Source organism: Paenibacillus sp. Paensp111 (genome assembly GCF_059492195.1).
This window is the reverse complement of sequence record NZ_CP168527.1, coordinates 515,350-538,532: the sequence shown is the minus strand read 5'-3', so window position 1 is coordinate 538,532 and position 23,183 is coordinate 515,350. Positions and strand designations below refer to the sequence as shown.

At 49.6% G+C, this 23,183-nt stretch carries 22 protein-coding genes; 6 read left to right on the top strand and 16 right to left on the bottom strand.

What is annotated here, in order from left to right; translation table 11 throughout:
- Window positions 1-38 precede the first annotated feature (38 nt).
- Complete coding sequence (locus ACEN86_RS02545) at window positions 39-1,427, top strand: outer membrane protein assembly factor BamB family protein (RefSeq protein ID WP_495634196.1); 1,389 nt, start codon at window positions 39-41, stop codon at window positions 1,425-1,427.
- Window positions 1,428-1,677: 250 nt separating this feature from the next.
- Here the strand turns inward: ACEN86_RS02545 and ACEN86_RS02540 are convergent, their stop codons facing one another.
- The 6 genes from ACEN86_RS02540 to ACEN86_RS02515 all read right to left on the bottom strand — a co-directional run bounded on the left by ACEN86_RS02540 (window position 1,678) and on the right by ACEN86_RS02515 (window position 5,144).
- Window positions 1,678-2,307 (bottom strand): VC0807 family protein, encoded by a 630-nt coding sequence (locus ACEN86_RS02540; protein WP_495632813.1) that lies wholly within the window; start codon window positions 2,305-2,307, stop codon window positions 1,678-1,680.
- A 77-nt stretch (window positions 2,308-2,384) separates the two neighbouring features.
- Window positions 2,385-2,978 carry a TetR/AcrR family transcriptional regulator gene (locus tag ACEN86_RS02535; protein ID WP_495632812.1) on the bottom strand — a complete coding sequence of 198 codons (594 nt, stop codon included), beginning with the start codon at window positions 2,976-2,978 and terminating at the stop codon, window positions 2,385-2,387.
- A gap of 63 nt (window positions 2,979-3,041) precedes the next feature.
- A complete protein-coding gene (locus ACEN86_RS02530) occupies window positions 3,042-3,521 on the bottom strand; it encodes a hypothetical protein (protein ID WP_495632811.1) in 480 nt (159 codons plus the stop codon).
- Window positions 3,522-3,562: 41 nt separating this feature from the next.
- Window positions 3,563-4,120 carry a CcdC protein domain-containing protein gene (locus tag ACEN86_RS02525; protein WP_495632810.1) on the bottom strand — a complete coding sequence of 186 codons (558 nt, stop codon included), beginning with the start codon at window positions 4,118-4,120 and terminating at the stop codon, window positions 3,563-3,565.
- A gap of 463 nt (window positions 4,121-4,583) precedes the next feature.
- Window positions 4,584-4,784: a copper ion binding protein gene (locus ACEN86_RS02520; protein ID WP_495634195.1), complete on the bottom strand. Its 201-nt coding sequence runs from the start codon at window positions 4,782-4,784 to the stop codon at window positions 4,584-4,586.
- A gap of 21 nt (window positions 4,785-4,805) precedes the next feature.
- Window positions 4,806-5,144 (bottom strand): metal-sensitive transcriptional regulator, encoded by a 339-nt coding sequence (locus tag ACEN86_RS02515; protein ID WP_495632809.1) that lies wholly within the window; start codon window positions 5,142-5,144, stop codon window positions 4,806-4,808.
- Window positions 5,145-5,453: 309 nt separating this feature from the next.
- Here ACEN86_RS02515 and ACEN86_RS02510 point away from each other — a divergent pair, with 309 nt between their 5' ends.
- Entirely contained in the window at window positions 5,454-7,124 is a 1,671-nt protein-coding gene (locus ACEN86_RS02510) for a copper resistance protein CopC (RefSeq protein ID WP_495632808.1), read from the top strand.
- Window positions 7,125-7,165: 41 nt separating this feature from the next.
- A complete protein-coding gene (locus ACEN86_RS02505; RefSeq protein ID WP_495632807.1) occupies window positions 7,166-7,948 on the top strand; it encodes a YcnI family copper-binding membrane protein in 783 nt (260 codons plus the stop codon).
- Between the two features lie 190 nt (window positions 7,949-8,138).
- Here ACEN86_RS02505 and ACEN86_RS02500 read toward each other — a convergent pair whose 3' ends face one another.
- Entirely contained in the window at window positions 8,139-8,687 is a 549-nt protein-coding gene (locus tag ACEN86_RS02500) for a flavodoxin family protein (protein WP_495632806.1), read from the bottom strand.
- Window positions 8,688-8,984: 297 nt separating this feature from the next.
- Here ACEN86_RS02500 and ACEN86_RS02495 point away from each other — a divergent pair, with 297 nt between their 5' ends.
- A complete protein-coding gene (locus ACEN86_RS02495) occupies window positions 8,985-9,212 on the top strand; it encodes a PspC domain-containing protein (protein ID WP_495632805.1) in 228 nt (75 codons plus the stop codon).
- A gap of 25 nt (window positions 9,213-9,237) precedes the next feature.
- Window positions 9,238-9,939 carry a PspA/IM30 family protein gene (locus tag ACEN86_RS02490; protein WP_495632804.1) on the top strand — a complete coding sequence of 234 codons (702 nt, stop codon included), beginning with the start codon at window positions 9,238-9,240 and terminating at the stop codon, window positions 9,937-9,939.
- A 99-nt stretch (window positions 9,940-10,038) separates the two neighbouring features.
- On the opposite strand, the gene ACEN86_RS02485 is transcribed toward ACEN86_RS02490, so the two are convergent.
- From ACEN86_RS02485 to ACEN86_RS02445, 9 genes are all read right to left on the bottom strand, one after another.
- Window positions 10,039-10,974 carry an SPFH domain-containing protein gene (locus ACEN86_RS02485; RefSeq protein WP_127199080.1) on the bottom strand — a complete coding sequence of 312 codons (936 nt, stop codon included), beginning with the start codon at window positions 10,972-10,974 and terminating at the stop codon, window positions 10,039-10,041.
- Window positions 10,974-11,408: an NfeD family protein gene (locus ACEN86_RS02480; protein ID WP_495632803.1), complete on the bottom strand. Its 435-nt coding sequence runs from the start codon at window positions 11,406-11,408 to the stop codon at window positions 10,974-10,976. The genes ACEN86_RS02485 and ACEN86_RS02480 overlap by 1 nt, the downstream gene beginning before the upstream one ends.
- 71 nt (window positions 11,409-11,479) lie before the next feature.
- Window positions 11,480-12,061 carry a hypothetical protein gene (locus ACEN86_RS02475; RefSeq protein WP_495632802.1) on the bottom strand — a complete coding sequence of 194 codons (582 nt, stop codon included), beginning with the start codon at window positions 12,059-12,061 and terminating at the stop codon, window positions 11,480-11,482.
- A complete protein-coding gene (gene pilM, locus ACEN86_RS02470; RefSeq protein ID WP_495632801.1) occupies window positions 12,062-13,627 on the bottom strand; it encodes a pilus assembly protein PilM in 1,566 nt (521 codons plus the stop codon).
- 17 nt (window positions 13,628-13,644) lie between these two features.
- Window positions 13,645-14,403 carry a prepilin peptidase gene (locus ACEN86_RS02465; protein WP_495632800.1) on the bottom strand — a complete coding sequence of 253 codons (759 nt, stop codon included), beginning with the start codon at window positions 14,401-14,403 and terminating at the stop codon, window positions 13,645-13,647.
- A gap of 108 nt (window positions 14,404-14,511) precedes the next feature.
- The gene (locus tag ACEN86_RS02460) at window positions 14,512-15,003 is read right to left on the bottom strand and encodes a prepilin-type N-terminal cleavage/methylation domain-containing protein (RefSeq protein ID WP_495632799.1); all 492 of its coding nucleotides are present in this window, start codon (window positions 15,001-15,003) and stop codon (window positions 14,512-14,514) included.
- 178 nt (window positions 15,004-15,181) lie between these two features.
- Window positions 15,182-16,390 carry a type II secretion system F family protein gene (locus ACEN86_RS02455; protein ID WP_495632798.1) on the bottom strand — a complete coding sequence of 403 codons (1,209 nt, stop codon included), beginning with the start codon at window positions 16,388-16,390 and terminating at the stop codon, window positions 15,182-15,184.
- Window positions 16,390-17,433 carry a type IV pilus twitching motility protein PilT gene (locus tag ACEN86_RS02450; RefSeq protein WP_495632797.1) on the bottom strand — a complete coding sequence of 348 codons (1,044 nt, stop codon included), beginning with the start codon at window positions 17,431-17,433 and terminating at the stop codon, window positions 16,390-16,392. Before ACEN86_RS02450 ends, ACEN86_RS02455 begins: the two co-directional genes overlap by 1 nt.
- Window positions 17,434-17,447: 14 nt before the next feature.
- Window positions 17,448-19,112, bottom strand: coding sequence for a GspE/PulE family protein (locus ACEN86_RS02445; RefSeq protein WP_495632796.1), 1,665 nt, complete (start codon window positions 19,110-19,112; stop codon window positions 17,448-17,450).
- A gap of 326 nt (window positions 19,113-19,438) precedes the next feature.
- Here ACEN86_RS02445 and ACEN86_RS02440 point away from each other — a divergent pair, with 326 nt between their 5' ends.
- Window positions 19,439-23,032, top strand: coding sequence for a DUF5057 domain-containing protein (locus ACEN86_RS02440; protein ID WP_495632795.1), 3,594 nt, complete (start codon window positions 19,439-19,441; stop codon window positions 23,030-23,032).
- The last annotated feature ends 151 nt before the right edge of the window (window positions 23,033-23,183 follow it).

The following is a 23,183-nucleotide window of genomic DNA, read 5'->3' as shown; positions in this document are numbered from 1 at the left end:
TTCTTTTTATTAAAAGGAGGATTATAGTGAAGGTGAACATGAGAACGAGGATAAGAAAAGGGTTATTGTATGGCTTTATGGGGCTCATGATGGGAATCAGCTCGCTGCCTGGGCAAGTGTCAGCGGATAGTTCCAGTCCTGAGATTGTGTGGCAGAAAGAGGCTGGGGATGAGCAAATTCAACTGACCGGCATTTTAGAGTCATCCAACCATCAATTGTCCATCGGCGGGTTAAACGGGGTTCGCTCCGGCTACGCGGATCAGGGTTATCAAGCCTTTCTATCCCGTTGGGACGACCAGGGTAACTTGACATGGAGCCGCAATATTACATTGGATAATCCTATAGGGGACAAACCAGTGATTATCTCCGATGTCACCCCTACGAAAGACGGCGGTTACCTGATCTATGGTGAATATCAAAGTTTTTTCTATAGATATAATCAGGTATTCTTAGCCAAAGCAGATAGGAACGGGGAAGTATTATGGGCTAAAAATTTTAGCATGGGCAGCTACAAAGGTTTGAGCTCTGTAGTTGAAGATGCTGATGGAAGTCTTGTATTTGCTACTACACTAAGCTATGCAGGCCAAGTACACTTTATACCTTCCCAAGTTGGTAGAATGAACGCTTCTTCAGGTCAAATCGAATGGACGAACAAGTCTAGTGAAGATAGCGGATTTGCAGGTGATTTTGCGGCAACTAATGCAGATGTAACTCCAGAAGGCGATATCATTGTGTCCGGGAATATTGAAGGTGCGGTCAAACTTTGGAAGCTAAGTCAATCAGGAGAACTGCTGTGGAGTAAACCGCTTCAATTAACCGGAGATGTCAAGGCTGTGAATGACGGTTATCTGGTTATCTCTCCCCCTAATTATTATGGTGCTACACAGATTGAGATCCTTAAATTGGACAAAGCAGGAAATAAGCAGTGGAGACTTCCATATGACATCGGTAAAGTTAACCAAGTTACTGAGAATGAAGACGGTTATCTGCTCGCGGCTGCTCGCGGTCTCTTCCAAATCGATGCCTCTGGCAAGCTGCTCTGGTCGAAGGACCTGGGTAAAAAAGTTGCTAAATCCATCCAAATCGGTAGTCAGGATATCTACGCGGTGGCGGGCAACAAGCTGGTAAAGCTGGCCGCTGCTAGTTCAGGCGGATCAGACAATCCAGGAGATCCAGTATCCAGCCTCAAATTTGACTCCGAGGAGTACAGTATCAGCTTGGGAGACACTTTTGACACGGTCGTAACCTGGTATGACCAGAATGGACAAGCTGTCAATGTAAGTTCCAGCGCTACCTACAGCTCAAGCCGTCCCGATGTTCTAACCATTGACGCACAAGGCAATATTACCGCGATCAGCCGGGGAACGGCAGTCATTACGGCCAAATACGGAGATAAGACCGTCTCTGCACTCGTGAACGTTTATTAAATTAACCCAAGGGACCTTGCTATGAAGTTCGCCCTGTGTCAGGAGTATCCTGACACAGGGCGAATTCAGCATCAAGGCCCCTATTATTTTCTAAGATAATTCCATATCCTCCCCGCCTTCGACCATAACGGCACATGCAGGAGTCATCGCATAATTAAGTTCTTGTCTCCCATAAGACAATCAGAATTAAAATTCCAATACAGCCTCTCTATCAGGACGTACCCCTCAGCACTGTACAAGCCAGCTTCTCTTACAGAGGAGGGTTCATTGCAGTGGCGCTTCGTTTCCTGTACACCCAGGTCCATAAAGCCGCCGCACCAATAAATCCATAGAACACGAGATTGGACACACCGAGGAACACGGCTACAGGCAGCGTGTATACCAAAAAGGTCCGTACAGCCGCTTCAAGCAGCAGTGCAGCGCCCCATACGGCCGTCATAATCCGGAATACCCTGCGAACCTGGGGCTTGTGCCAGCCCTCCTCAAATCTCGCAGCGGTCTGGGGAGCTACGAACCTCTTAGCCAGACCGTAGATCAAAGGTCTGTTCAGTAAGAGTGACAGCAGGAAGGCCGCTCCCACCGCTCCCGTTACAATGGAGCCTCGAACCAGGAGCACCCGTTCATCGCCGCCCATGAATGCCAGCAGCGCAGCAAGTACAAAGGAACCCACCATGAGCGAGCCGAACGTATCGAGCCGCCGGTAACGCATGAGATAGACGATATTCTCGATCAAGGGAAGAAAGGCCGCCGCTGACAAGGCCGTAAAGCTTGAGAAATGGCGGATCAGCAGAAGATAGACGAGCCAGGGAAGCAGTGCATTCAGCAGCACAGTAAGAATAATCTGCGGGAGCCATGCACGCCAGGGCAGAGCCGATTTCATGGATATAGATTCACCCGATTCATTAGAAATCTTTCTCCTGTCATTATACCGTCTGTATCCTCTGCTCGCCTACTGTCTTATTGCAGAGATTTGAAAAGAAGAGCAAATACATCTTGGGCATCCAGTCTCAGCACCCCTTCGCCTGCGACTACATTCTGAACCCTTAGTCCGTAGGTGAAAATCATGAACATCCCCGCCATCTTGGCAGCATCAATCTCTGACGGGATGGCTCCGGCCTGCTGACCAGTAAGGATCCAGCGTTCCGCTGTCGTATGCGTATATTGATACACATCCCGCAGAATGGCGGCCACCTTAGGGTTATCGGCCAGACTCAGCAAATAGGTAAAAATCTTATTGGTAACATTATCTTTATCCATGGTCCTCATCATCCCTGAGGTAATGGCCATGATCGGGGCCTTGGCATCCCGTTCCGTTGCTGCGGAGACCGCCTCCTCGAACTGAAAGTTCATGGATTCAATCTTGGATTTCAAAATAAGCCCGAACAGTTCATCCTTGCCCGATACATAGTGGTAGATGGCTCCCTTGGAAAGACCCGTGCGCTCAATAATGTCCTGAAGCGTTGTCTTGCGGCAGCCCTTCTCCCGGATCAATTCTTCAGAAGATGTAAGGATAAGCTGAAAACTTGCGTTGTGCGCTGCTGATTCATTCATGGAAATCTCTCCTTGGTTTGGAGGCGGTCAGATTGTAAGAGCTGCTATATCCACCCGTTGTCATTAACGATTGGCAGCAGCCGTTCTCTGAAATTCGCCCGGATATTTTACGATTAGATAGACCGCTCTGCCAAGCAAAATGCCTGCGAGCGAGAACAAGAAAGGAATGTAAGCATTAGAGCCTATAAGCTGAACATGAATATGAAGCATCTGGGTGAAGCCGAATGTAACAATGTACCGTACAGGAATGGACATCAGCCAGATGCCCAAGGTCACCAAGGAGCCCTGCCTCATATATACGCCGTCCTGTTCGAACACCCGGATGAATCTTCCTTCATACAGCCCTACGGCTGCGCCCATAGCGAGACTGAGAAGAAGGGATGCTATTTCACCCCCACCCAGTGACAGCCGGGTGACCATATATCCCCCATAGCAGACCAGCAGGAGCGGGAAAGTTACAAGCCCTGCGGAAATGGGACGGGGAGTAAGCTGTCTTTTTGCAATAACGATCACGGCTAAAAGCACAATCCAAATGTAGTTCATAGGTTTATATCCTCCTTATTATATACCAACCGTCGGTTTGTTTAAAGCGAAGCTGTTGCAACAGACTTATCTGTCTGGGTCTTCCCCATGGCTGCCGATTCTCGAAGCGTTCTTCTATAGCTGATAAACATGAATAACCGCCATAGAAAGGTCAATATCACCAGCACGGCAATATACTCGGCAAGCATCAATTCGATATCCGGACGGTGCTGCGCACTCAGGATCGGGTGGCTATGAAAAATCCGGTCACGGATTGTATAACGAAGGTAAGGGAATCCGAACAAGAAAATGTAGAACGCTGCATTCGGCTTGAATTTGATCGTGCCATCAGCCGCGGCTTGGAACCTTGTTGTCAGGATATAAGGCAGCGAAAGCAGTATGCCCAGTCCTAGTGTCCATGCTAGCTGCTCCCAGGTTCCGCGCTCGACCATGCGGTAGATGATCCATGGAAGCGGTGCGAACAGGAGCCAGTCTCCCAGCAGCAGCTTGAGTCCTCTGCCCTGTACCGGCCTTCTTGTCTGCCGGAACTGCTTCAAGGTCATCCAGATAATTAAGGCCCAGACTCCGTAACCAATTAAATCCCATTGCTGTTGTGTCATCGTTATCATTCTCCTTTTATAATTTGTTCTGATGTGTAGATCTAACATTATACCGACTGACGGTTTGTAAATGAGCTTTTGATGCCGCTTAGACTAGCTTGATCGTACCAAGGTTCGTCAGGATTTAGTCAAGCTGTTGCGTTCAGTCAGACTGTTATGTTTAGTCAGAATGTTATGTTCAGCCAGGTTGCTATATTCAGCCAGGCTGTTAAGTTCAGTCAGCTGTTGAGTTCAGTCAGACTACTAAGTTCAATCAGCAGTTAAGTTCAGCCTAATCGCTATGCCCAGCAGACCATCGGTTGGTTTATGAGTTTAGTTTATTATACCGACCGTCGGTTTGTCAAGCGGGTTGTTAAATATTTTTATTTTTATTTCAGCAGCAAAAAAAAGAGCCCCTGCTGCGGGCTCCCTCCTGTTTCTTCAGACTGGATCAGTCTGGCGGTACGTCAGTACCCTTTTCCCATTAGACGACGTCGTAACCTTGCTCCTCAATCGCTTCCTTCAATGCTTCTACCGTTACTTTGCTCTCATCATATTTAACCGCAACAGTGCCAGACGCAAGATCCACCTTGCCAGCTGCTCCAGCTTCACTCAAAGCACCTTCCACGGCCTTAACACAGTGCTGGCAGGACATGCCCTGCACGTTCAATGTTACTTCTGTCATCATGATCAGCCTCCCTGGTAATTACTTCATTAATTTATTTACAGTGACCAGCAGCTCATCCATGACTTCCATCTCTCCAGCCTGGATGCGTTCAATGACACAGCTCTTCATATGTCCTTCCAGCAGAAGCTTGCCGACGCTGTTGAGTGCCGACTGAATGGCAGCTATCTGATTGAGCACATCATCACAATACGTATCCTTCTCAATCATGCCCTTCACTCCACGAATCTGTCCTTCGACACGATTCAAGCGGGTGATTAGATTACTCTTCGTTTTCTCCGAATGGTGGCTTTGACGGGTATGATCCCCTGTAGTACAGCATTCCGTATTCTCGGTCTGCACTTGATTCTCTTCCGACATTCTCCCCCGCCCCCTTACTACTTAATAATAAACTTATTATAATATACCCCTTGGGGGTATTCAAGCATTTCTTCTCCATACATTTCTTTCACCCTTATTGTTCATAAATAGTAACATTTGAAGACCATATTTCAAAATCAGCGATGGTTGAAACGGGTATACTTATAATTGGGCTTATCACAGTGACTTTTTTCACTAATTGGACATAAACCTGCATGAAACGCTCCTGGTATATAGCCCGTTGTAGTCATGTCCATTTGGCCATACTAAGATAGAATCATATTGAACTTACTAGAGAAGGTGAAATGCTTGAAGATCAAAACCAGTTATAAATGGATGAGCGGGATCCTGATCCTGTGTACATTCCTCCTCCTGTGTCCGGGATTCGCCTCGGCCCATGCCTATATCGTGAAATCAATTCCAGCAGCGAATGAGGCAGTGGATAAGTCTCCGGAGCAGATCACGATGGTGTTCAACGAACCCATTGAAAAGGTATTTCACGCTCTGTCCGTGACGAATACCGCGGGAGCACGTGTCGATCTGGACGATTCCCATATTGATGAGAAGAATCCGGCGAAGCTGACTGCAAGTCTGCAAAAAAATCTGCCCGACGGCATCTACACGGTTAGCTGGCGTGTGGTGTCGGCCGATGGACATGCGATCAATGGTGTCATTCCGTTCATCGTCGGCAGCGGTGAATCGGCAGCAGCTTCAGTCACGACTACTTCCGGTAAGATGCTTCCCGATTGGGACGCCACGCTGATCCGCTGGCTGCAGTATACAGGTCTGTCCCTGTATCTCGGGACCCTGTTCTTCCACTTGTTCCTGCTCCCCAAAGCAGAGCGGAGGGCTTCCTATAAGCTTGGCCGCAGCCAGTGGATCCTGATCATTTCCTTCGTGCTAACCGCGGTGGGTGTTGTGTTAAGTCTTCCGCTGCATGCCCGGCTTGATGCCGGAGTCACCTGGAGTGAAGCATGGGGCAAAAATGTACTCGGTGAAACGCTGAGATATTCTACATTCGGCTCCATATGGTGGACCCAGGTGCTGCTGCTGCTCATTCTGGCAGGTCTGACCTATGCTCTCATTCCTAGATGGAGTCAAGGCGATAAGCCTATCTTCGCAGGGTTCGCCGTCGGCACAATTCTTGCCATGTTTGCCGCCAAGGCCTTTATGGGACATGCCGCCACGGCGGAGATCGAAGGCCTCGCCATCGGCAATGACTTCGTGCATCTGACCGCCGCGTCCTTGTGGCTGGGCAGCCTGCTTGCTCTTGCGTTCCTGCTTCCGGCTTACAGCCGTGGAAAGACGGATCCCGCAGAACGCAAGCAGCTCTACTGGGCGACGATTCAGCGGTTCTCGCTGACCGGAACAATCTGTGTGCTTCTTTTGCTCGGAAGCGGGCTCTATGGTATCAAAATCTTCACTCCAACGCTGGGTTCCCTGTTCACTTCCATCTACGGTCAGGTGCTGCTTGCCAAAATCGCCCTGTTCGTCATCATGCTCGTCTTGGCACTTACCGGCTTCCTTCGGGGAAGACGGCAGAGCCGGGAACTGGGTCCGGCGGTATGGATCGAGTTCTCTGTAGGTATTGTTGTACTCGTACTGGCAGCAATTCTATCTAATCTGCCTACGGCTCTATCCAATCCTGGTCCCGCTCATCTTGAGGATACGACCCGGAGCGGCTACACCGTCATGATAGATATCTCGCCCAATCTCATGGGCAAGAACGAGTTCAAGGTCTCGGTCAAGGACCCGGAGGGCAAGCCGGTCACGGCGATTGAGCAGACTTCCCTGAAGCTGACCTCCCGTGAAATGGCGATGGGAACCCTGGAGATTAACATGCCTGGGAACACATCCCCCGTAACCAAGGAAGATCTGATTACGATGGCAGGCCGCTGGGAGATCAAATATCACGTCCTTCTGAAGTCGCTGGATTCGCTGGATGGAATCGTTGATTTCACGGTGGGTAACCCCAAATAAATAATGGATGAATATCTTCACAAAAAGGAGATCAAACCGAAATGAGACAAGTCTTCTCCAAATTAACCGCTGTATTCCCGGCAGTCATTGCCGGTACACTACTGTTCGCAGGCCTGGCCAGTGCGCATGTATCCGTCAAGCCCTCTGCCTCGAAGCCTAGCGCCTACGAGACCTATACGATCAAGATCCCTGTAGAGAAGGACATATCTACAGTCAAGGTTGCCCTCAAAATCCCGGCAGGTGTGGACTTCAAGAACTACCAGCCTGTACCGGGCTGGAAGGTAGAGACGGCCAAAGATAACGCCGGTAGAGTGACAACCGTTACCTGGGCCGCTGATGCAGAGGGTGGCATTGAGCCCGGCCAGTTCCAGCAGTTCAACTTTGTAGCGAAGAACCCGAATAAGGACACCTCTATCGCTTGGGATGCTTTTCAGTATTACAAGGATGGCAGTATTGTGGAATGGACCGGGGATGGCGGAGATTCCCCCCACTCCGTGACCACGATCAGCGCATCCGGCGGGGCTGCTGAGACTTCGGATAGCGGCCACGATGATCATGCTGCCGAGGCTTCCAGTGATCACGCCAGTGGCACCACGGGAAATGCGGCAGCTGGCACCGACACTGCGGCGCCAGCGGGGAGTACAGAAACAGCGCCTGATGCAAGCACAGACACGGCAGCCCCGGCCGCGGGTTCAACCGCGCAGACGAACAACGATGGCTCCGCCTTGCAGACCGTCTCCATTGTGCTGTCTGCTGCGGCGCTGATCGCCTCGCTGGCTGCACTATGGATCTCCATCCTGTTCGTAGGGAGAATCAAGCGTTAATCTATTGAAGCTGTTGTTCGACCCCATTCATGACAAAGAGGTTATCCCTGGCAAGCTAAGCCTTGGGATAACCTCTTTGTCGTATGATTTGAGGGACAACAGACAGGGTCCCTTTATTTAGTTGATGGAGCAGATCCATAGCCATCTTATGAAGGAATTCACATTGACCTGACCGCTAAAGGGTCCAAAGTTAGGCCTGTTGTTCTTTAAGCTGTTCATTCAGCCACTTCGCGTTGAGCAGAGCGCGGGAATCGGCTAGAATATCGCCCGGCTTGCTGCCTTTGCCGATGAGATAGCCCGCAAGCGGCAGCTGGACGAAGTCGAAGGTGAGCTTCAGCTGCTGAATCAGCGGCAGCGCCTTGATGTGTGGATCGTCCCCGCCAACGGCGACGATGTAGGCTTTCTTTTGCGAGATAAGCTCCTTGAAGTTGTAATCTGTGCTTCTCAGGCTCTGGGACCATCGGTCAATGAACGTCTTGAGGGGACTTGATACGCCATACCAATATACCGGAGTAGCAAAAATCAAAATATCATGCTCCAGCACACGCTGGATCAGTTCATCATACTCGTCCTCTACGGGCTGGAAGCCCTCAGGAACATGGCGCTGATCGATTATGGTCTGGATCTTCTTCTCATGCAGCGCAAATTTGCTGTGGCTGATCCCTTCAAGCATCTGATCCACCAGCTGCTCTGTATTTCCACCGGAACGCGTACTTCCGAGCAATACTGCAATACTCATTGCGAGTCCCCTTCCACAAAATGTTAAATACTTCCTTAGAAAACATACTACGATGTTATGCACTTCAGCACAATAACATTCTGCCTCTGTACTCCGCTAAACTTATACATATGCCGGACTCCTAGCCTTTGTGATGAACTCTTTCCCCGACCTAAGTCCAGATCAAGAACCGTCTGAGGGCCGTTTTGCATAAATCCCCCGCAAGGTAAGATATAGACATAAGTTACAGTAACGGTGCAACGTACGACACACGAACTAACGACTACGAATTCAGAACTCGAAGGGAGATTATTAATAATGAATAAATTGTACAGATCCAGACACGATCGCAAAATCACCGGACTTTGTGGAGGTATTGCCCAGTACTTTGGTGTGGATCCCACGATTATCCGTCTAGTCACTGTAGTCGGAGCGCTCTGCAGCTTCGGTACTTTCGTTCCGATCTATGTCATTGCCAGCCTTCTTGTTCCGAAAGAGCCCGGCGGCTTTGGCTTCCATGACTCTTATCACCACCACACTTACTAAAATAAAATTATAGGGAGAGATGAACATGAGTATCTTTGAAAGACTTGCCAATATGACTAAAGCTGTAGCACACGAGGCCCTAAATAAATTGGAGAATCCGGTTCTGCTCATGAACCAGTACCTTCGTAATCTCGAAGAGGACATCCGGATGGCTGAACGCAAATTAACAGAACAGCAAGGCGCTTTAAAGGTTCTCGCTTGGCGGAAGGAAGAGGCTCTCCGTTCTGCGGAACAGGCCGAACAGACTGCATCCCAGGCTCTTGCTGGAGGGAATGAAGCTGCTGCAAGAGAGGCTCTGACTGCCAAGCTGCAGTTCGCAGAGCAGGCTGAGAAGCATGCTGCCCAGCTTCAGGAAGCTGGCGTACGTATTCAGGAGCTTGAATTCCAGATTGAAAATGCCAAGGAAGAATATGAGCGCCTCAAAGAGAAACGTACTGAGCTTACGGCTCGCGCCCAGAAGGCGGAGGAAAGATCCCAGAGCATCCGTCCAAGCTTCAGCTACGGCATGGAGAGCGGTTCAGCTGCCCGCGGCTTTGAGCGTATGGAAGAGAAGATCATGCAGTGGGAAGCCAATCTCGATGCCGCGGGTCATACGTATGCTGCCCCTGCCGCCAGTGCACCGCACACGGAAGTGAAATCAGCCTACTCTGCGGCGGTTGAAGAAGAACTCCAGCGTCTGCAAAGCAAAAGAGCCGGCGAGTCATCGAGTAAAGAAGCTAACGAGTAAGCGTGGCGTAGAGTTAGAACTTCTTATGATGTAAAAGTTCTAAGCAACACACGAAGGCCCGGAGCATCCGCTCCGGGCCTTCTAATTACTTATGCTATGTTATTTATCGCTCTTGCCTGCTTTGAACACCTCGCCGATTGCACCAATACTGCCAAGCGCATCAACCGTGGAGGTTGGCAGGAATACTTTGTTAGCAGGGCCTTTGGCTACTTCTTTAAGAGCTTCAAAGGAGTAGTATGCAAGTACGCTCTCGTTCAAGTCTGCATTACGCAACAGCTCAATCCGGTTCTTCTCGGCTTCAGCAACGGCTTGAATCGCCTTCGCCTGACCCAGCGCTTCCAGCTCCTGAGCTTGCCCAAGACCTTCCGCTTCGCGGATACGAGCTTCCTTATCCCCTTCGGCCTTAAGTATCTTACTCTGCTTATCCCCTTCAGCGCGGAGGATCATGTCCTGCTTGGCCGCTTCCGCTTCAAGCACGATAGCCCGCTTGCTGCGCTCAGCCTTCATTTGTTTGTCCATCGCTTCCTGAATATCGAGTGGAGGCTTGATATCAATGACCTCTACCCGCTCAATGCGAACGCCCCATTTTTCAGTAGCCTCATCAAGCGCGAGACGGATTTCCGTAGAAATCTTCTCCCGTCCTGACAAGGTTTCGTCCAGTTCCAGCTTACCGATAATCTGGCGCATCGTAGCTGTGGAAATGTTACGAACCCCGTATACATAATCCGAAATTCCGTAGGTTGCCTCTTCCGGTCCTACCACCTGATAGAAGATAATCGTGTCGATCTGAACCTGCACGTTATCCTTGGTGATCACAGTCTGCGGCGGTACGTTCGCTTGCTGGATCCGCAGATCATGATAAATACGAACCTGATCAATCACCGGGATCAGAATGTTCAGCCCCGGCGTCAGCAGACGGTGAAATCTCCCCAGGCGCTCAACGACACCTACCCGCTGCTGCGGTACGATTTTGACAGTTAAAGCAATGAATATAACGACGACAACCAGAATAATACCAATTACAGCCCAAGTCATTAATGTGTACCCTCCCATCGTTCTACCTCTAAAATGGCATTGCCCCGCTTCACGACGATGACCCGTTCATTAACGTCAATGAACTGATCGGACACCGCGGTCCACGTGTCTCCACCGATCTTCACGATTCCGTACTTCGTTTTGTCGATCGGCTCGACCACAATCCCCTGTTTACCGACAAGCTCGGTACCGATGTCTTGGAACCCTCTGGATGCGCGAAATCTTCTGACCAGCGGTTTGGTAAATAAGGTCAATATAAGTGCGACTACGCAGCCGACTACCACCTGCATCAAAATGTTGACCGGTGCCATCAAAGCCACCAGTGCCGCCGCTCCTGCTCCTATACTGAGCCACAGGAGATAAAACGTCAACGTCATCATTTCAAAGACAAGCAGAATGCCGGCTGTAATCAGCCAAAACACCCATGTATGCATCCGGCAGATGCACCACCTTTCCGCGATATAACTATATATACGGTCCAACTGGCCAAAGGTATTCAGGTTATCTACGAAGGATCATAATAAGCCGTGAAAGAGACAGTGGCTTTAATGATGCTTCCCGGAGCCTGAGTCTCATAAGGCTTCTGAAAATTAAACGAATCTATGGCAATCAGGCGTTTCAGCTTCTGTAGCTCAGACATCCAGGTCTTAATTTGGGTGTAATTCCCCTCAAGTGTAGCGTTCATCTTCACTTCCCTAACCGTTGGGAATGGCGATTTGTCCTTGCTCAGCGTTGTCCGGATCAGATTCGACTCCGGCAGGGTGAACTGAACATCCCGCAAGAGGACGGAGGCCTTCTGATTCAACTGGGTGAAATCCAAGATAAGCTGCTCCGTATTCTCGCTGGCAGGAAGGTACTCGCGAATCTTTTCCATCTCCGGAGTATTCTCGCCGCTTCCCTTCAATTCACTCACTTTCTTCTGCATCAGGCTGTTCTCCTGCTCCAGTGTGGTGATCTCCTCCTGCTGTGAGGAGGCTTCATTGGCCGCCGGCCTTACAGCCAGCATGTAGAAGGCGAATAATAACAGGAATAACAGGACTGCGGCAGGCAGCAGAAGGTTACGATGCTTCTGAATCATTTCCATCATCTACTCTGTCCCGCCTTCCTGTGTAGTCTTCTCATTCGTCATCCGGATCTTATAGACTGCCGCATAGACGCGGATCGGAAGGCTTCCTGTCTCCGCCGTGTCCTCGGACAGCTTCTGAATCTCCATACTTACGGCAAAAGGCAGCTTTCTCAGCTGGTTCAGATATACCGAAGCATCATCCATTTTCACGAAATCAACCGTCATGGTAATCTCCGTATTCTGCGTGTACCCTATACTCACGATAGCCCCGCCCTTAGGCATAGGCTTGTTAAGCTGATCCAGCACAGCCACGGCGTCCATACGGGATTTCAGAATCGTGTTAATCACGAGTTTGGGGTCCGCCCGATGTCCATTGGTATTCAGCTTGGCAAGTTCGGCCATGAGAAGAGTTTTATTACCGTTCAGTTCCTCAATCCGGGCCGCCTGCTCATTTACTTGGTCGTGGTTGGCAACGTAGAGAATTCCTACCGCAATGGCACCGAAGATCCATAGGACAAGCATGGAGGCCATTAATACAGGATACAGCTGCGCCTCCCGGTCTTCTCTAGGGAGCAGATCCAGGGCTCCGGACTCGGTCCTTCTGATCGCAGCTCCTATTGCAATCCGGTAGGCATTAAGTTCAGGATCTGCTGGGGCCTCGCTCGTCAGACGGTCGAAGTTCACCGTCTTAATACTCATGTCCGCGATAGTTAGCTGAAGCTCCTCCCGCATCTGCTGCTGGCCAGCTTGGGAACCTGTAATAATAATCTCTGTAATCCGGGTCTCCCCGTCATGAAGGCTGTATTGATAAAAGTTCAGCATACGGGAAATTTCGGCTGTGATCTCCAGCATTTGTTCGGCACTGATCAAGGACTGATGAATGTCCTCAGGGCCCTGTGAACGAGCGGCCAAGCTGTCTCCAGAGTAACCCCCCGACCGGTTAAGCTGTATGTCATCCAAATTAATAGATCGCATAAAGATCGGCTGTCCAGCGTGGAACATATAAATATCCAGATGCGACCCATCCTGATGAATGAGCATGGTATTGGTAAAAGTCTCATTGCGGCCAACTCCGATTGCCCGCGCAAGGGCCGTCGCGGAGGTCTCCACCGCGCTGACCTTTATGCCGGCATCGGAGAGCAGCTCGACATAATCCTCGACCAGTCCCCTTGGAGCCGCATATACCAGAAGATGCGTATTTTCCTCGTCTTTGCCTACAGGAAGATAATCATAGACCGGATTCTCAAAAGGAAGATGGAGAGCGGTCTCTACTTCAAGCTTCACCAGCTGCTCCACCTGCTTGGCATTTGTACTTGGAATCGTCATGCGGCGGATAATAATTTGGGAGGGCGGTATGGACAGCGAGACCTCGCTGCCCTTGAGTCCTTTGTCTCGTACCCAGTTCTGAAGCAATTCGCGGAAATTCTCCTTGTCGGCGATTTCGTTCTCAATAATCATCCCCGGCTGCAGAGGAAGAAAGCTTCTGGTCTCCATTTCCCAGGATTTGTTCTTCTTCAGCTTGATGTAGCGGACCCCGTTCTGCTCAATCGTAAGACCGATCCATTTGTTGGAACCCCGTATAAGCATATGTGTAATCGAACCTCCTAACCGATGAGCGAGAGATACCCGCTAATAATCTGTGAACTATATCCGTAAGCGACCAGTATACCTATAATCAGCCAAGGCCCGAATGGGATGGGCTGTCTGCGAGCAATCTTCCCGGTAAGCATCAGGACTCCGCCGACCACTGTCCCAAGCACACAGGCAATGAACAAGGCAATGAGCGTACCCGAGAGACCGACCGCAAGGCCGCACAAAGCCAGCAGCTTTGCGTCCCCCATGCCCATCCCGCCGCCGGAAATGAGAATAATCAGCAGAATGATCCCGCCGCCCGCAAGGGCCCCAAGCATATAATTCCATAGCGAATGATCGTGATAGACCAGCCGTAAGATTATAAGTATTGGAGCGAAGAAAAGAAGGACTTTGTTCGGGATTCGCATATATTTCAGGTCCGCTGTTGTAACAATCACGCCTAGACTAACGAGGGTCAGTCCAACCAGGGATTCTCCCGTGAGGCCTGTCCTGAGGTAGACCCACAGGAAGAGCAACCCTGTCGCGGCCTCGCCCAGCGGATAGATCACGGACAGCTTGGCTGAGCAGTATCGGCACCTGCCACCTGAGAAGAGGAAGCTGAGTACCGGGATAAGATCCCTCGCGCGGAGCCTTGTTCCACAGCAGGAACAGCGTGATGGCGGGTGAATGATCGATTCACCGGCAGGTACACGAAGGGCGACAACGTTATAAAAGGAACCGAGTATCAAGCCCAGCAGAGTGACGTAAATGGCGATTAGGATAGATATCAAGGCCTGGTCTACTTTCTATTGTGAATTTGAAACAGGAACCGGGGCTTGGCCGGTTCCTGGGAGCTCATACATGTACATTTATGAATAGTATATTAACTAGTGAAGCTATTATCTGTTTTTATCTTTAGCTTTTAAAACTTCATCAGCAGTATATGACTTGGAATCATTTGTTCCGCCAGAAGGAGCAGTTGTAATAATAGTTACTCCAGCGGTCGCTGCTAATTGACCATTTGCATCAAAGGTCACTGTACCTCCAGTGATAGGGTTCTTGCTGCTTGGAAGAACAATTCCTTTTTCAAGGTAACCTTTACCTTGGAGAGTATCATCGCCTGCAGTAGAAGATACAATAGTAACCGCCTTACTTTTAAAATCACCATTCTTCTCGTTGATAATATAAAGTCTAGCTGCATCATACACCTGTCTAGCTGTAGCTACATCTGAATCTGTTCTAGCATTATTAATAATATTACTAATAAGAGGAATAGCGATTATAGCAATAATCCCCAAAATAACGATAACCGCCAAGAGCTCGATCAGCGTGAACCCTTTCTCCTCTTTACCCAGTCGCTTCAATCTTCTATTCATTGCTTGTGCTAACATCTTAATTCCTCCTAATATTCTTATATGAGTTATCTAACCTACCTGACTTAACCGACCAGTAATCACAACCAATGATGCGTATCTTAAGATGCTGAAGAAGTGAACTATCCGATCAGCGGCACCACCTTTCAAGTTCTCTTAATCTCTTAATCTCTTAATCTCTTAACTTGAATCTTTCCTACCCCATCTGACTATAGATACTGAACATCGGCAGCATGATCGCAGCCACAATGGTACCTACGACTGCGGCCAGGAAGACAATAAGCAAAGGCTCGATCAGCGACTTCAGCCGGTCTACTGTATTCTCTACATCCATCTCGTAAAAATCAGCGACCTTCTCAAGCATATGATCCAGCGCCCCTGTCTCTTCCCCGATCGCAATCATCTGAGTGACCAGCGGGGGAAATACCCACGCTTTCTTAAGAGGTTCACTAAGCGGGTTACCTTGGCGCAGTGAATCTCCTGCGCTATGAATGAATCCCGCTATAACTTTGTTCCCGGCGACGTCTTCCACGATCGCCAGGGCCTGAAGCACAGGCACAGAACTGGCATACAGAGATGAGAACGTGCGGGTGAACTGGGCGATGGCGCTTTTCTGAATCAGCTTGCCGAATACAGGAACTTTAAGTTTGGCATAGTCGATCCAATAAGCACCCTGTTCTGTCTTTTTATATACCTGAAATCCCACAATAAGAATAAGGATAGCCGCGAACCAGAAATACCACTGATGCTGAATACTGCTGCTTAGCGCCAGTACGATCTTCGTTACGGCCGGAAGCTCTGCATTCATGGAAGCGAACATCTGCACGAACTGCGGTACGATCGCCCACAGCAGGTATACTACCGCCGATATCGCAAGCACGCCCACTGTAATGGGATACATTAAGGCGGATTTCACTTTCTCCTTGGTCTTGTACTGCTTCTCGAAGAATTGGGCCAGCCGCTCAAGCGTGCCCTCCAAATTCCCCGACTCCTCCCCGGCGCGAATCATGCTGACGAACATGGGAGGGAAGATTTTCTTGTGATCCTGAACGGCTTGGGAGTATGGAACTCCGCGAAGCAGACTGGCATGAATCTCCTGCAGCGCCTTACGCAGTGCCTTGCTGTCCGTCTGCTCGGACAGGATTACCGTGGCATCCACAATCGTGACTCCGGCACGGATCAAGGTGGCGAACTGCCGGCAGTAAATAATAAATTGAACGTTCTTAACGGGATTACCAATATAGATATCCTTGGATAATATAGTGTTGGTCTGTTCTTTCAGCGAGAACACCGTCACTCCGCGCTTGCGTAGCTCCTCCATTGCGGTGGACTTGTCCACGGCGGAGAGCTTGCCCTTCAGCTGCTTCCCGCTGGCCGTCTTAATCTGGTATTCAAACTGCGGCATCAGCTCATCGCCTCCGTAAGATAAGCTTTGGCTGCCGCTGGATCCACAAGCCCCTGCTGCAGCTGTTCACGAATTGACATATCCAGCGTATGCATACCCTGCTGGCGCCCGGTCTGCATCAGGCTCTTGATCTGGTGGCTCTTCTCGGTACGAATCAAGTTCGCCACGGCCGGTGTATTCACCAGAATCTCTGTGGCGCATTGTCTTCCGCCTGCCTTACCAGCCCTAGGAATTAGGCGCTGTGAAATGACGGAGATCAGCACGGAAGCCAACTGCGTGCGAACCTGTGCCTGCTGCGGCCCCGGGAAGGCATCAATGATCCGGTCAATCGTCTGGGGAGCATCGGTCGTATGCAGCGTAGCCAGAACCAGGTGACCGGTCTCCGCTGCGGTTAGTGCCGCAGAGATGGTCTCCAGATCCCGCATTTCGCCGACAAGAATTACGTCCGGGTCCTGACGTAGAGCAGCCCTCAGCCCATTCGCAAAGCTTGCGGTGTCACTCCCAACCTCTCGCTGATGAATCAGGGAAGTTCCGTGGGTGTGCAGATACTCCACCGGGTCTTCCAAAGTTACAATATGCTTCTTCTGCGTCCGATTAATATAGCCAATCATAGCGGCCAGGGTTGAAGACTTCCCGCTACCCGTTGGTCCGGTTACGAGAATCAATCCCTGGGGCTTGTTCGCTAGTGTAGTGATGATCGAAGGAAGCTGCAGCTGCTCAAGGGTCGGTATTGTTCCCGGAATAAGTCTGGCTGCGATGCTGATCTCACCACGCTGTCTATATATATTTATTCGGTATCTTCCCACGTCTTCAATAGCGTAGGCGAAATCTATTTCGCCGGCTTCCCGGAATCTCTCCGCAAGCTCCGCGCCGAGCAGCTCATTAGCCATCTTTTCGGCATCACCGGGGGTTACCCGCTTCTCGCCAAGGAAAGTCAGGGTTCCGTCTACCCGCATCACCGGAGGAGAACCAACGGAAATATGGAGGTCAGAGGCGCCAGCATCGTTCGCTTGTCTTAGCAGTTCATCTATCTGTTGAGTCATCCTCTATTCCTCCCTTAATGCGCAACGGTCTCGCGCAGAACCTCCTGTATAGTGGTCATACCCTGCAGCACTTTATCAAAGCCGTCATCCATCAGTTGGACCATGCCCTGCTCGCGCGCAGCCTGACGAAGCTCCTCCACGGACAATGAGCTTGTAATCATTTGACGCATCCGGTCATTAATGACCAGCACCTCGTGGATGGCCAGCCTGCCCCGGTAACCGGTCTGGTTGCAGTTCCCGCAGCCCTTGCCCCGGTACAGCGTCTGCGCTTCCCTGCCGTGATTGTGCAGCAGGATCGCCTCCTGTTCAGTAGGAGTATAGGATGTTCTGCACTCCGGGCAGATTCGGCGAACTAGGCGCTGCGCCACAACCCCGATCAGCGAAGATGCGATAAGATAAGGTTCAATATCCATATCCCGCAGCCGTGTAAGCGTGCTGATCGCATCATTTGTATGGATGGTGGAGAGCACAAGATGACCTGTCAAGGAAGCCCGAATCGCAATCTCTGCCGTCTCGTTATCGCGGATCTCCCCGACCATGACAATGTTCGGGTCCTGACGCAGAATGGAGCGCAGCCCTGCTGCAAAAGTCAGTCCAATCGCGGGATTGACATGCACCTGATTGATCCCTTCAAGCTGGTATTCCACCGGATCTTCAACGGTAATAATATTGGAGCTCTCCTCATTCAAGTGATTCAGTGCTGAATATAAGGTGGTTGTCTTACCACTCCCCGTCGGACCTGTAATTAGCAGAATCCCGTAGGGCTTCTCAATCATATCCTTGAAAACTTCCATATCCCGGCTGCTAAAGCCCAGGTGATCTATCGACTTCACCCCGGTACTCAGGTCCAGCAGACGCAGAACGATCTTCTCCCCATGAATGGTAGGGAGCGAGGACACCCGGATATCGACCATCTTGAGATCGAATTGCAGCTTCATGCGCCCATCTTGCGGGAGACGACGCTCCGCAATGTTGAGCTTGGCCATAATCTTAAGCCTGGCAGTAATGAACCCCTGCATCTGCTTCGGAATCACCCGCTCGGTTCTTAAGAGACCATCAATCCGGTAGCGAATCGCGAGGTTGTTCTCCCCTGGATCCACATGGATATCCGATGCTTTCAAATGGACTGCCTGCTGGATCATCTGATTCACCAGACGAACAATCGGCGAGCTCTCATCCGTAATCTCGGTCTCCTCAATCTCTTCCTGGCTAGGAAGTTCACCCATCATCTGACTCATAGAGTCGCGCAGGCCATAATGCCGCGCTATAGCCCGCTGCAGCTCATCCCGCGTCGATATGGCCGGTTCAATCCGAAATCCCGTAGTCATTCGCAGATCTTCAATGGCGAAATAATCCAGCGGATCCGCCATGGCCACCATCAGCTTGCCGCCTTCCTTCATAAAAGGGAGCACTTGATAACGCTTGGCCATACTCTCCGGAATGATCTGCGTCAAGGCCGGATCAATCTGATATTTAAATAGATTCACGTGAGGAATGCCCAGCTGGAATTCCAGCACCTCTATTAATTGCTGTTCTGTAATATAGCCCTGAGAGATTAACAAATCACCCAGACGGCGCTTCGTCTTACGCTGCTCCTTCAGAGCCTCCTGAAGCTGCTCTTCAGAGATGACTCCATGCTCTACCAGCAAATCTCCCAATCTCTTCTTCACCATGGCCATGCCCATTCAACTCCAAGGATGTATTCTTTCACACTTCTGTCTTAAGACTGAGTTCCGACCGATTCGACAAGTTCAGAGCAAAAATTCCATTATATTTCAAAGCTAAAAATAAGAAAATAGTCTCAATCACACCAACTGGAAACAGAAGGGACTTTCCGTACTAAATAAGTCCCAACAAAGGTCAATTTTCCCTATTAAAAATTGTCCTGCTATGGTACATTATCCTAAAGAAATATATAACATATGCCTAGTAGGTTTACAATATTTTTACAGTAATATCGGGAAAAATATTATTTTCTAGCAGAAACATTAGGAGTGATCGGCTCATGAGGAGAAGTAGGTCTTTAGCACTGTTTTTGATTTTTGGAATATTTCTGACTTTGGTGATTGTAAAAGTAAGTGCTGATAACCCTGCACCCTACCCGCTCAGAATTCTGGAAGTCCGGGATAATACAGAGGCTTCAGAACTATCCAATACAGTAAAAAGCCTTTCCGGTATGGATTTAACCATCAAAAATGTCGATACGATTCGGATGAAGAAATTTGTTGCACTTAGGGATGAGCTCGATGGCAAATACGATGCAATCTATATTGGATCGGGGACGTACAGTACAGAAGGGGTGCAGACATTTACCGCACTAAACTCTGGTCAGGCGGATGCCCATAATACAACGAGTAAGATGAACGACATCACCCAGCTTAAAGCCAATGCAATTATACAGAAATACATTGACAAGGGCCTTCTGGTTATTGTGAATAATGATGTCCTCAAACAAAGTCCGCAGGGAAATCTATATAAGACTTTCGCGCCGTACAGCACTTCAGCGGGCGCCAAGAGCAACGTAATCTTTGTAAATACGACGGATGTGACCTCCAATACGGGAGCTGGTTCATTATCCTCTTTGCTTAACAAGGCACCTTACTCCACTATGCTTAAACAGCGGCCGCAGATTAAGGTGAGCTCTCGTCCCGTAGATTACAGCGCCGATCAGAACAAAGTTTTCACTACCGGAGATAAACTGACCTTCACCTTCAATGCTAACAATATCACTGACTTCAGGAATCGCATTATCAATGCGAACTTATATATGGGTGTAGACAGCGTTCTGAAAATGGACGAGAACCAGCTGGTGGCGTCTGTACCTGTCACCTCTTCTTCAGGCCAAATCACATACGATCTGCCCAAGGCATACTCCGGCCTTCTCTATTGGAGGCTTGAGCTGGTTGACCAGGCCACTAAACTGAAAAGTTATGAAACAGGGACGATTCAGTATCAAGATGAGAAGACTGTTGTCCGGGTGCTTCAGGTTTTGCCTACCGATAATGCGAATAGCAGCTTGTTGACTACAACTAATATGAATCAGGATTATTTGAACAATAAGAATTTCAGCTACAACAAGGGCAGTTATGATATTCAGATCAAGACGATGAGGATTGACGACTTTAACAGCAGCGGTTATCTGGCACTGAACGGCAATTATGACATGCTTATCTTTGGCTTTAGGGATGAATATAACCGTTATGCAGCTATTAACTCTAGTGCAGCAGCAGCGGTTAAGAAGTTCATCTCTACCGGACAAGCTGTGATGTTCACACACGATACGATCTTTGAGGATCCGAATACAGGCAACCTTAACTGGAAGAATTGGAGAGATTATTTCCAAGCCGATACCGGCCAAATTAATCCCAAGACGAATTTGGGGCTGGGTGCACCTAGAACCTCGACTACGACAAGTATTGTAAATGACGGACTACTCACCCAATATCCATTTTATTTAAGCAAGCCTGGAGCAAGCACACCCCTTGTCAACACAACCCATAACCAGTATTTCACTCTAAATCTGGAAGATGAGTCGGTTGTGCCTTGGTATAACATCGCGGGGGGCACAAGGGATGAACAGGACAGCTGGAATCATTACTACACGTACTCCAAAGGGAATGTAACTTACTCGGGAACAGGACATACAAATACCAAATTTCCGGACTGGGAACAGAAACTGTTCGTGAACACCATGTACCGTGCTTTTATCGGCTCGAATCATGCGCCGCTCATCACCGTATATTCTCCGGCAGCAAGTTCTATCATTCCTTCTTATCAAAATATCGTGGTCAGCTATGCTGTCAACGACTGGGATCTGAAGGACCGCAACATTACGACCGGCTTCACGTTCAAGCTGCCGGATGGAACCGAGAAAGTGATGATGCCCGAGCAGACCATCCCTACTGGCAAAGTCATTAACATGACCTTTGATAATCCCCTTCCGGAGGGAGGAGCTATGTCTGTCGAGATTACAGCCCGTGACAAGCAGGGCGCCATAGTTAAGCAATCCGTTCCGGTGACGATTCAGAAGATCACCGCGAATCTTCAGACAGATCGTACAATCTCCAGCAATGTAGTGAATGGCAAGGTGCAGAAGAATGAACCAGTTACCCTGCATTACACGGTCACACCTAAGCCAATTCCTTACTATGCAGAGAAGAATACGATTCAAATCAGCAACATTCGGTTCAACGAGGTTCTGCCGCCCAATCTACAGATCTCAAATATTGCGATGAGCACCACTGTCGGAACGATTACACAGACAGGTACATTAGAAGGCGGATATACCTTGGCGGGAGCTCTGAACCCTGTAACCTACAGGCTCTCAAGTGACAAGACGAAATATATCGCAGACCCGGTAACGTTCGACATTACCGTGGTTCCAACTAAGAACGGTGTGTACTCTTTAACAAATTCGTCGCTCACCTTCCAGGATATCGGGGCTAAGCAGCTAACCACGATTCCATTCCAAAGCTACGTTTTTGAGGCAGTCACCTGGCTGACGAAGCTATCGCTGCAGGATACCACCCTGATTGTGGGAGACACCCTCCCGCTCATTGCCAAGTATGAACCGGAAGATGCTACGAACAAGAATTTTGACTGGGTATCTGACAAGCCGGGAGTTGTATCCGTCGACCCTGTAACCGGAATTGTCAGTGCGAACAGTGTCGGCGAAGCCTGGATTACAGTCAAAGCGACAGACGGCAGCGGGGTTAAGGGCACGGCCAAAGTCACGGTGATTCAACCAGACCTGATCATCAGCGGACCTAACACGGTGAACAAAGATGAACAGATCACGCTGACCGCCTCCCTGCCACTGGTGAATCAGAAGGTCAACTCAATCACCTGGGTTCCTAAAGATAATGGGAAGGATTATATCACGGTGACGACTAGCACCGAGGATCTCTACCATGTGCAGGTAAAAGGCTCTAAATCTGGAACTGTGACTATAGTGGTCACAGCCACCACGGAAAATGAAAGCACGCATGTGATCCGCACATACACGAAGGAATACCAGGTTACCGTAGTTAATCCGCTTCAAGGCCTCCTGATTGAAGGCTCTGATCAGGTGGACATTGGCAGAAGCATCGACCTGAAGGCGATCCTTAACCCGCTCGATGCAGATGACCAGGACAAGCTGGTCTATTATTGGGCGATCACGGGCAGCAGCGGCGGGACGCTAGCCAGTCTAAGCGGAGCAGATACCCAGATGGCATCCCTGAAGGGTCTAAAGCCGGGAACCGTCACGGTTACTGTATCTGCCGGAGGCAAGTCTGCGGTCAAGGAGATTACCATTAAAGGTCTCCAGTCGCTCGCTTTACCGCCAAAGCTTCAACTGTATGAGAAGAACAAATATAACCTTATGAATGATTTGTTCCCCCAAGATCTAACGGATGAGATCAAGTCCTCCCTGATCTGGAGCAGTGATAATTCAGCTATCGTACGCACTCTTGATCCTAACAGCGGACCGGGCGGGGGCTCCATTGAAGCCCTTAGAGCGGGTACAACTAAGGTAAGAGTCTCATATAGCGCTGATCCAAGTGTATATGCCTTCATTGAGATAGAAGTGGTTAAAGTGAGCACGGGGGATCGTTATTAACGGTCCATAACCCCTTGTCCTGCACACTAAGTAATAAATTGAATTCCAAATGCAAAGAACCTCCAAACCCTTGATGAAGAAGGGGCTGGAGGTTCTTTCCTTTCGTTGATGATCATTTTTGATGTGGGATATTTACGTCTCCGCGTTCGAT

Coding starts and splice junctions, on each gene's coding strand:
- ACEN86_RS02545 (WP_495634196.1), top strand. CDS start 39: ATGAGAACGAGGATAAGAAAAGGGTTATTGTATGGCTTTATGGGGCTC.
- ACEN86_RS02540 (WP_495632813.1), bottom strand. CDS start 2,307: ATGAAATCGGCTCTGCCCTGGCGTGCATGGCTCCCGCAGATTATTCTT.
- ACEN86_RS02535 (WP_495632812.1), bottom strand. CDS start 2,978: ATGAATGAATCAGCAGCGCACAACGCAAGTTTTCAGCTTATCCTTACA.
- ACEN86_RS02530 (WP_495632811.1), bottom strand. CDS start 3,521: ATGAACTACATTTGGATTGTGCTTTTAGCCGTGATCGTTATTGCAAAA.
- ACEN86_RS02525 (WP_495632810.1), bottom strand. CDS start 4,120: ATGACACAACAGCAATGGGATTTAATTGGTTACGGAGTCTGGGCCTTA.
- ACEN86_RS02520 (WP_495634195.1), bottom strand. CDS start 4,784: ATGACAGAAGTAACATTGAACGTGCAGGGCATGTCCTGCCAGCACTGT.
- ACEN86_RS02515 (WP_495632809.1), bottom strand. CDS start 5,144: ATGTCGGAAGAGAATCAAGTGCAGACCGAGAATACGGAATGCTGTACT.
- ACEN86_RS02505 (WP_495632807.1), top strand. CDS start 7,166: ATGAGACAAGTCTTCTCCAAATTAACCGCTGTATTCCCGGCAGTCATT.
- ACEN86_RS02500 (WP_495632806.1), bottom strand. CDS start 8,687: ATGAGTATTGCAGTATTGCTCGGAAGTACGCGTTCCGGTGGAAATACA.
- ACEN86_RS02495 (WP_495632805.1), top strand. CDS start 8,985: ATGAATAAATTGTACAGATCCAGACACGATCGCAAAATCACCGGACTT.
- ACEN86_RS02490 (WP_495632804.1), top strand. CDS start 9,238: ATGAGTATCTTTGAAAGACTTGCCAATATGACTAAAGCTGTAGCACAC.
- ACEN86_RS02485 (WP_127199080.1), bottom strand. CDS start 10,974: ATGACTTGGGCTGTAATTGGTATTATTCTGGTTGTCGTCGTTATATTC.
- ACEN86_RS02480 (WP_495632803.1), bottom strand. CDS start 11,408: ATGCATACATGGGTGTTTTGGCTGATTACAGCCGGCATTCTGCTTGTC.
- ACEN86_RS02475 (WP_495632802.1), bottom strand. CDS start 12,061: ATGATGGAAATGATTCAGAAGCATCGTAACCTTCTGCTGCCTGCCGCA.
- pilM (WP_495632801.1), bottom strand. CDS start 13,627: ATGCTTATACGGGGTTCCAACAAATGGATCGGTCTTACGATTGAGCAG.
- ACEN86_RS02460 (WP_495632799.1), bottom strand. CDS start 15,003: ATGTTAGCACAAGCAATGAATAGAAGATTGAAGCGACTGGGTAAAGAG.
- ACEN86_RS02455 (WP_495632798.1), bottom strand. CDS start 16,390: ATGCCGCAGTTTGAATACCAGATTAAGACGGCCAGCGGGAAGCAGCTG.
- ACEN86_RS02450 (WP_495632797.1), bottom strand. CDS start 17,433: ATGACTCAACAGATAGATGAACTGCTAAGACAAGCGAACGATGCTGGC.
- ACEN86_RS02445 (WP_495632796.1), bottom strand. CDS start 19,112: ATGGCCATGGTGAAGAAGAGATTGGGAGATTTGCTGGTAGAGCATGGA.
- ACEN86_RS02440 (WP_495632795.1), top strand. CDS start 19,439: ATGAGGAGAAGTAGGTCTTTAGCACTGTTTTTGATTTTTGGAATATTT.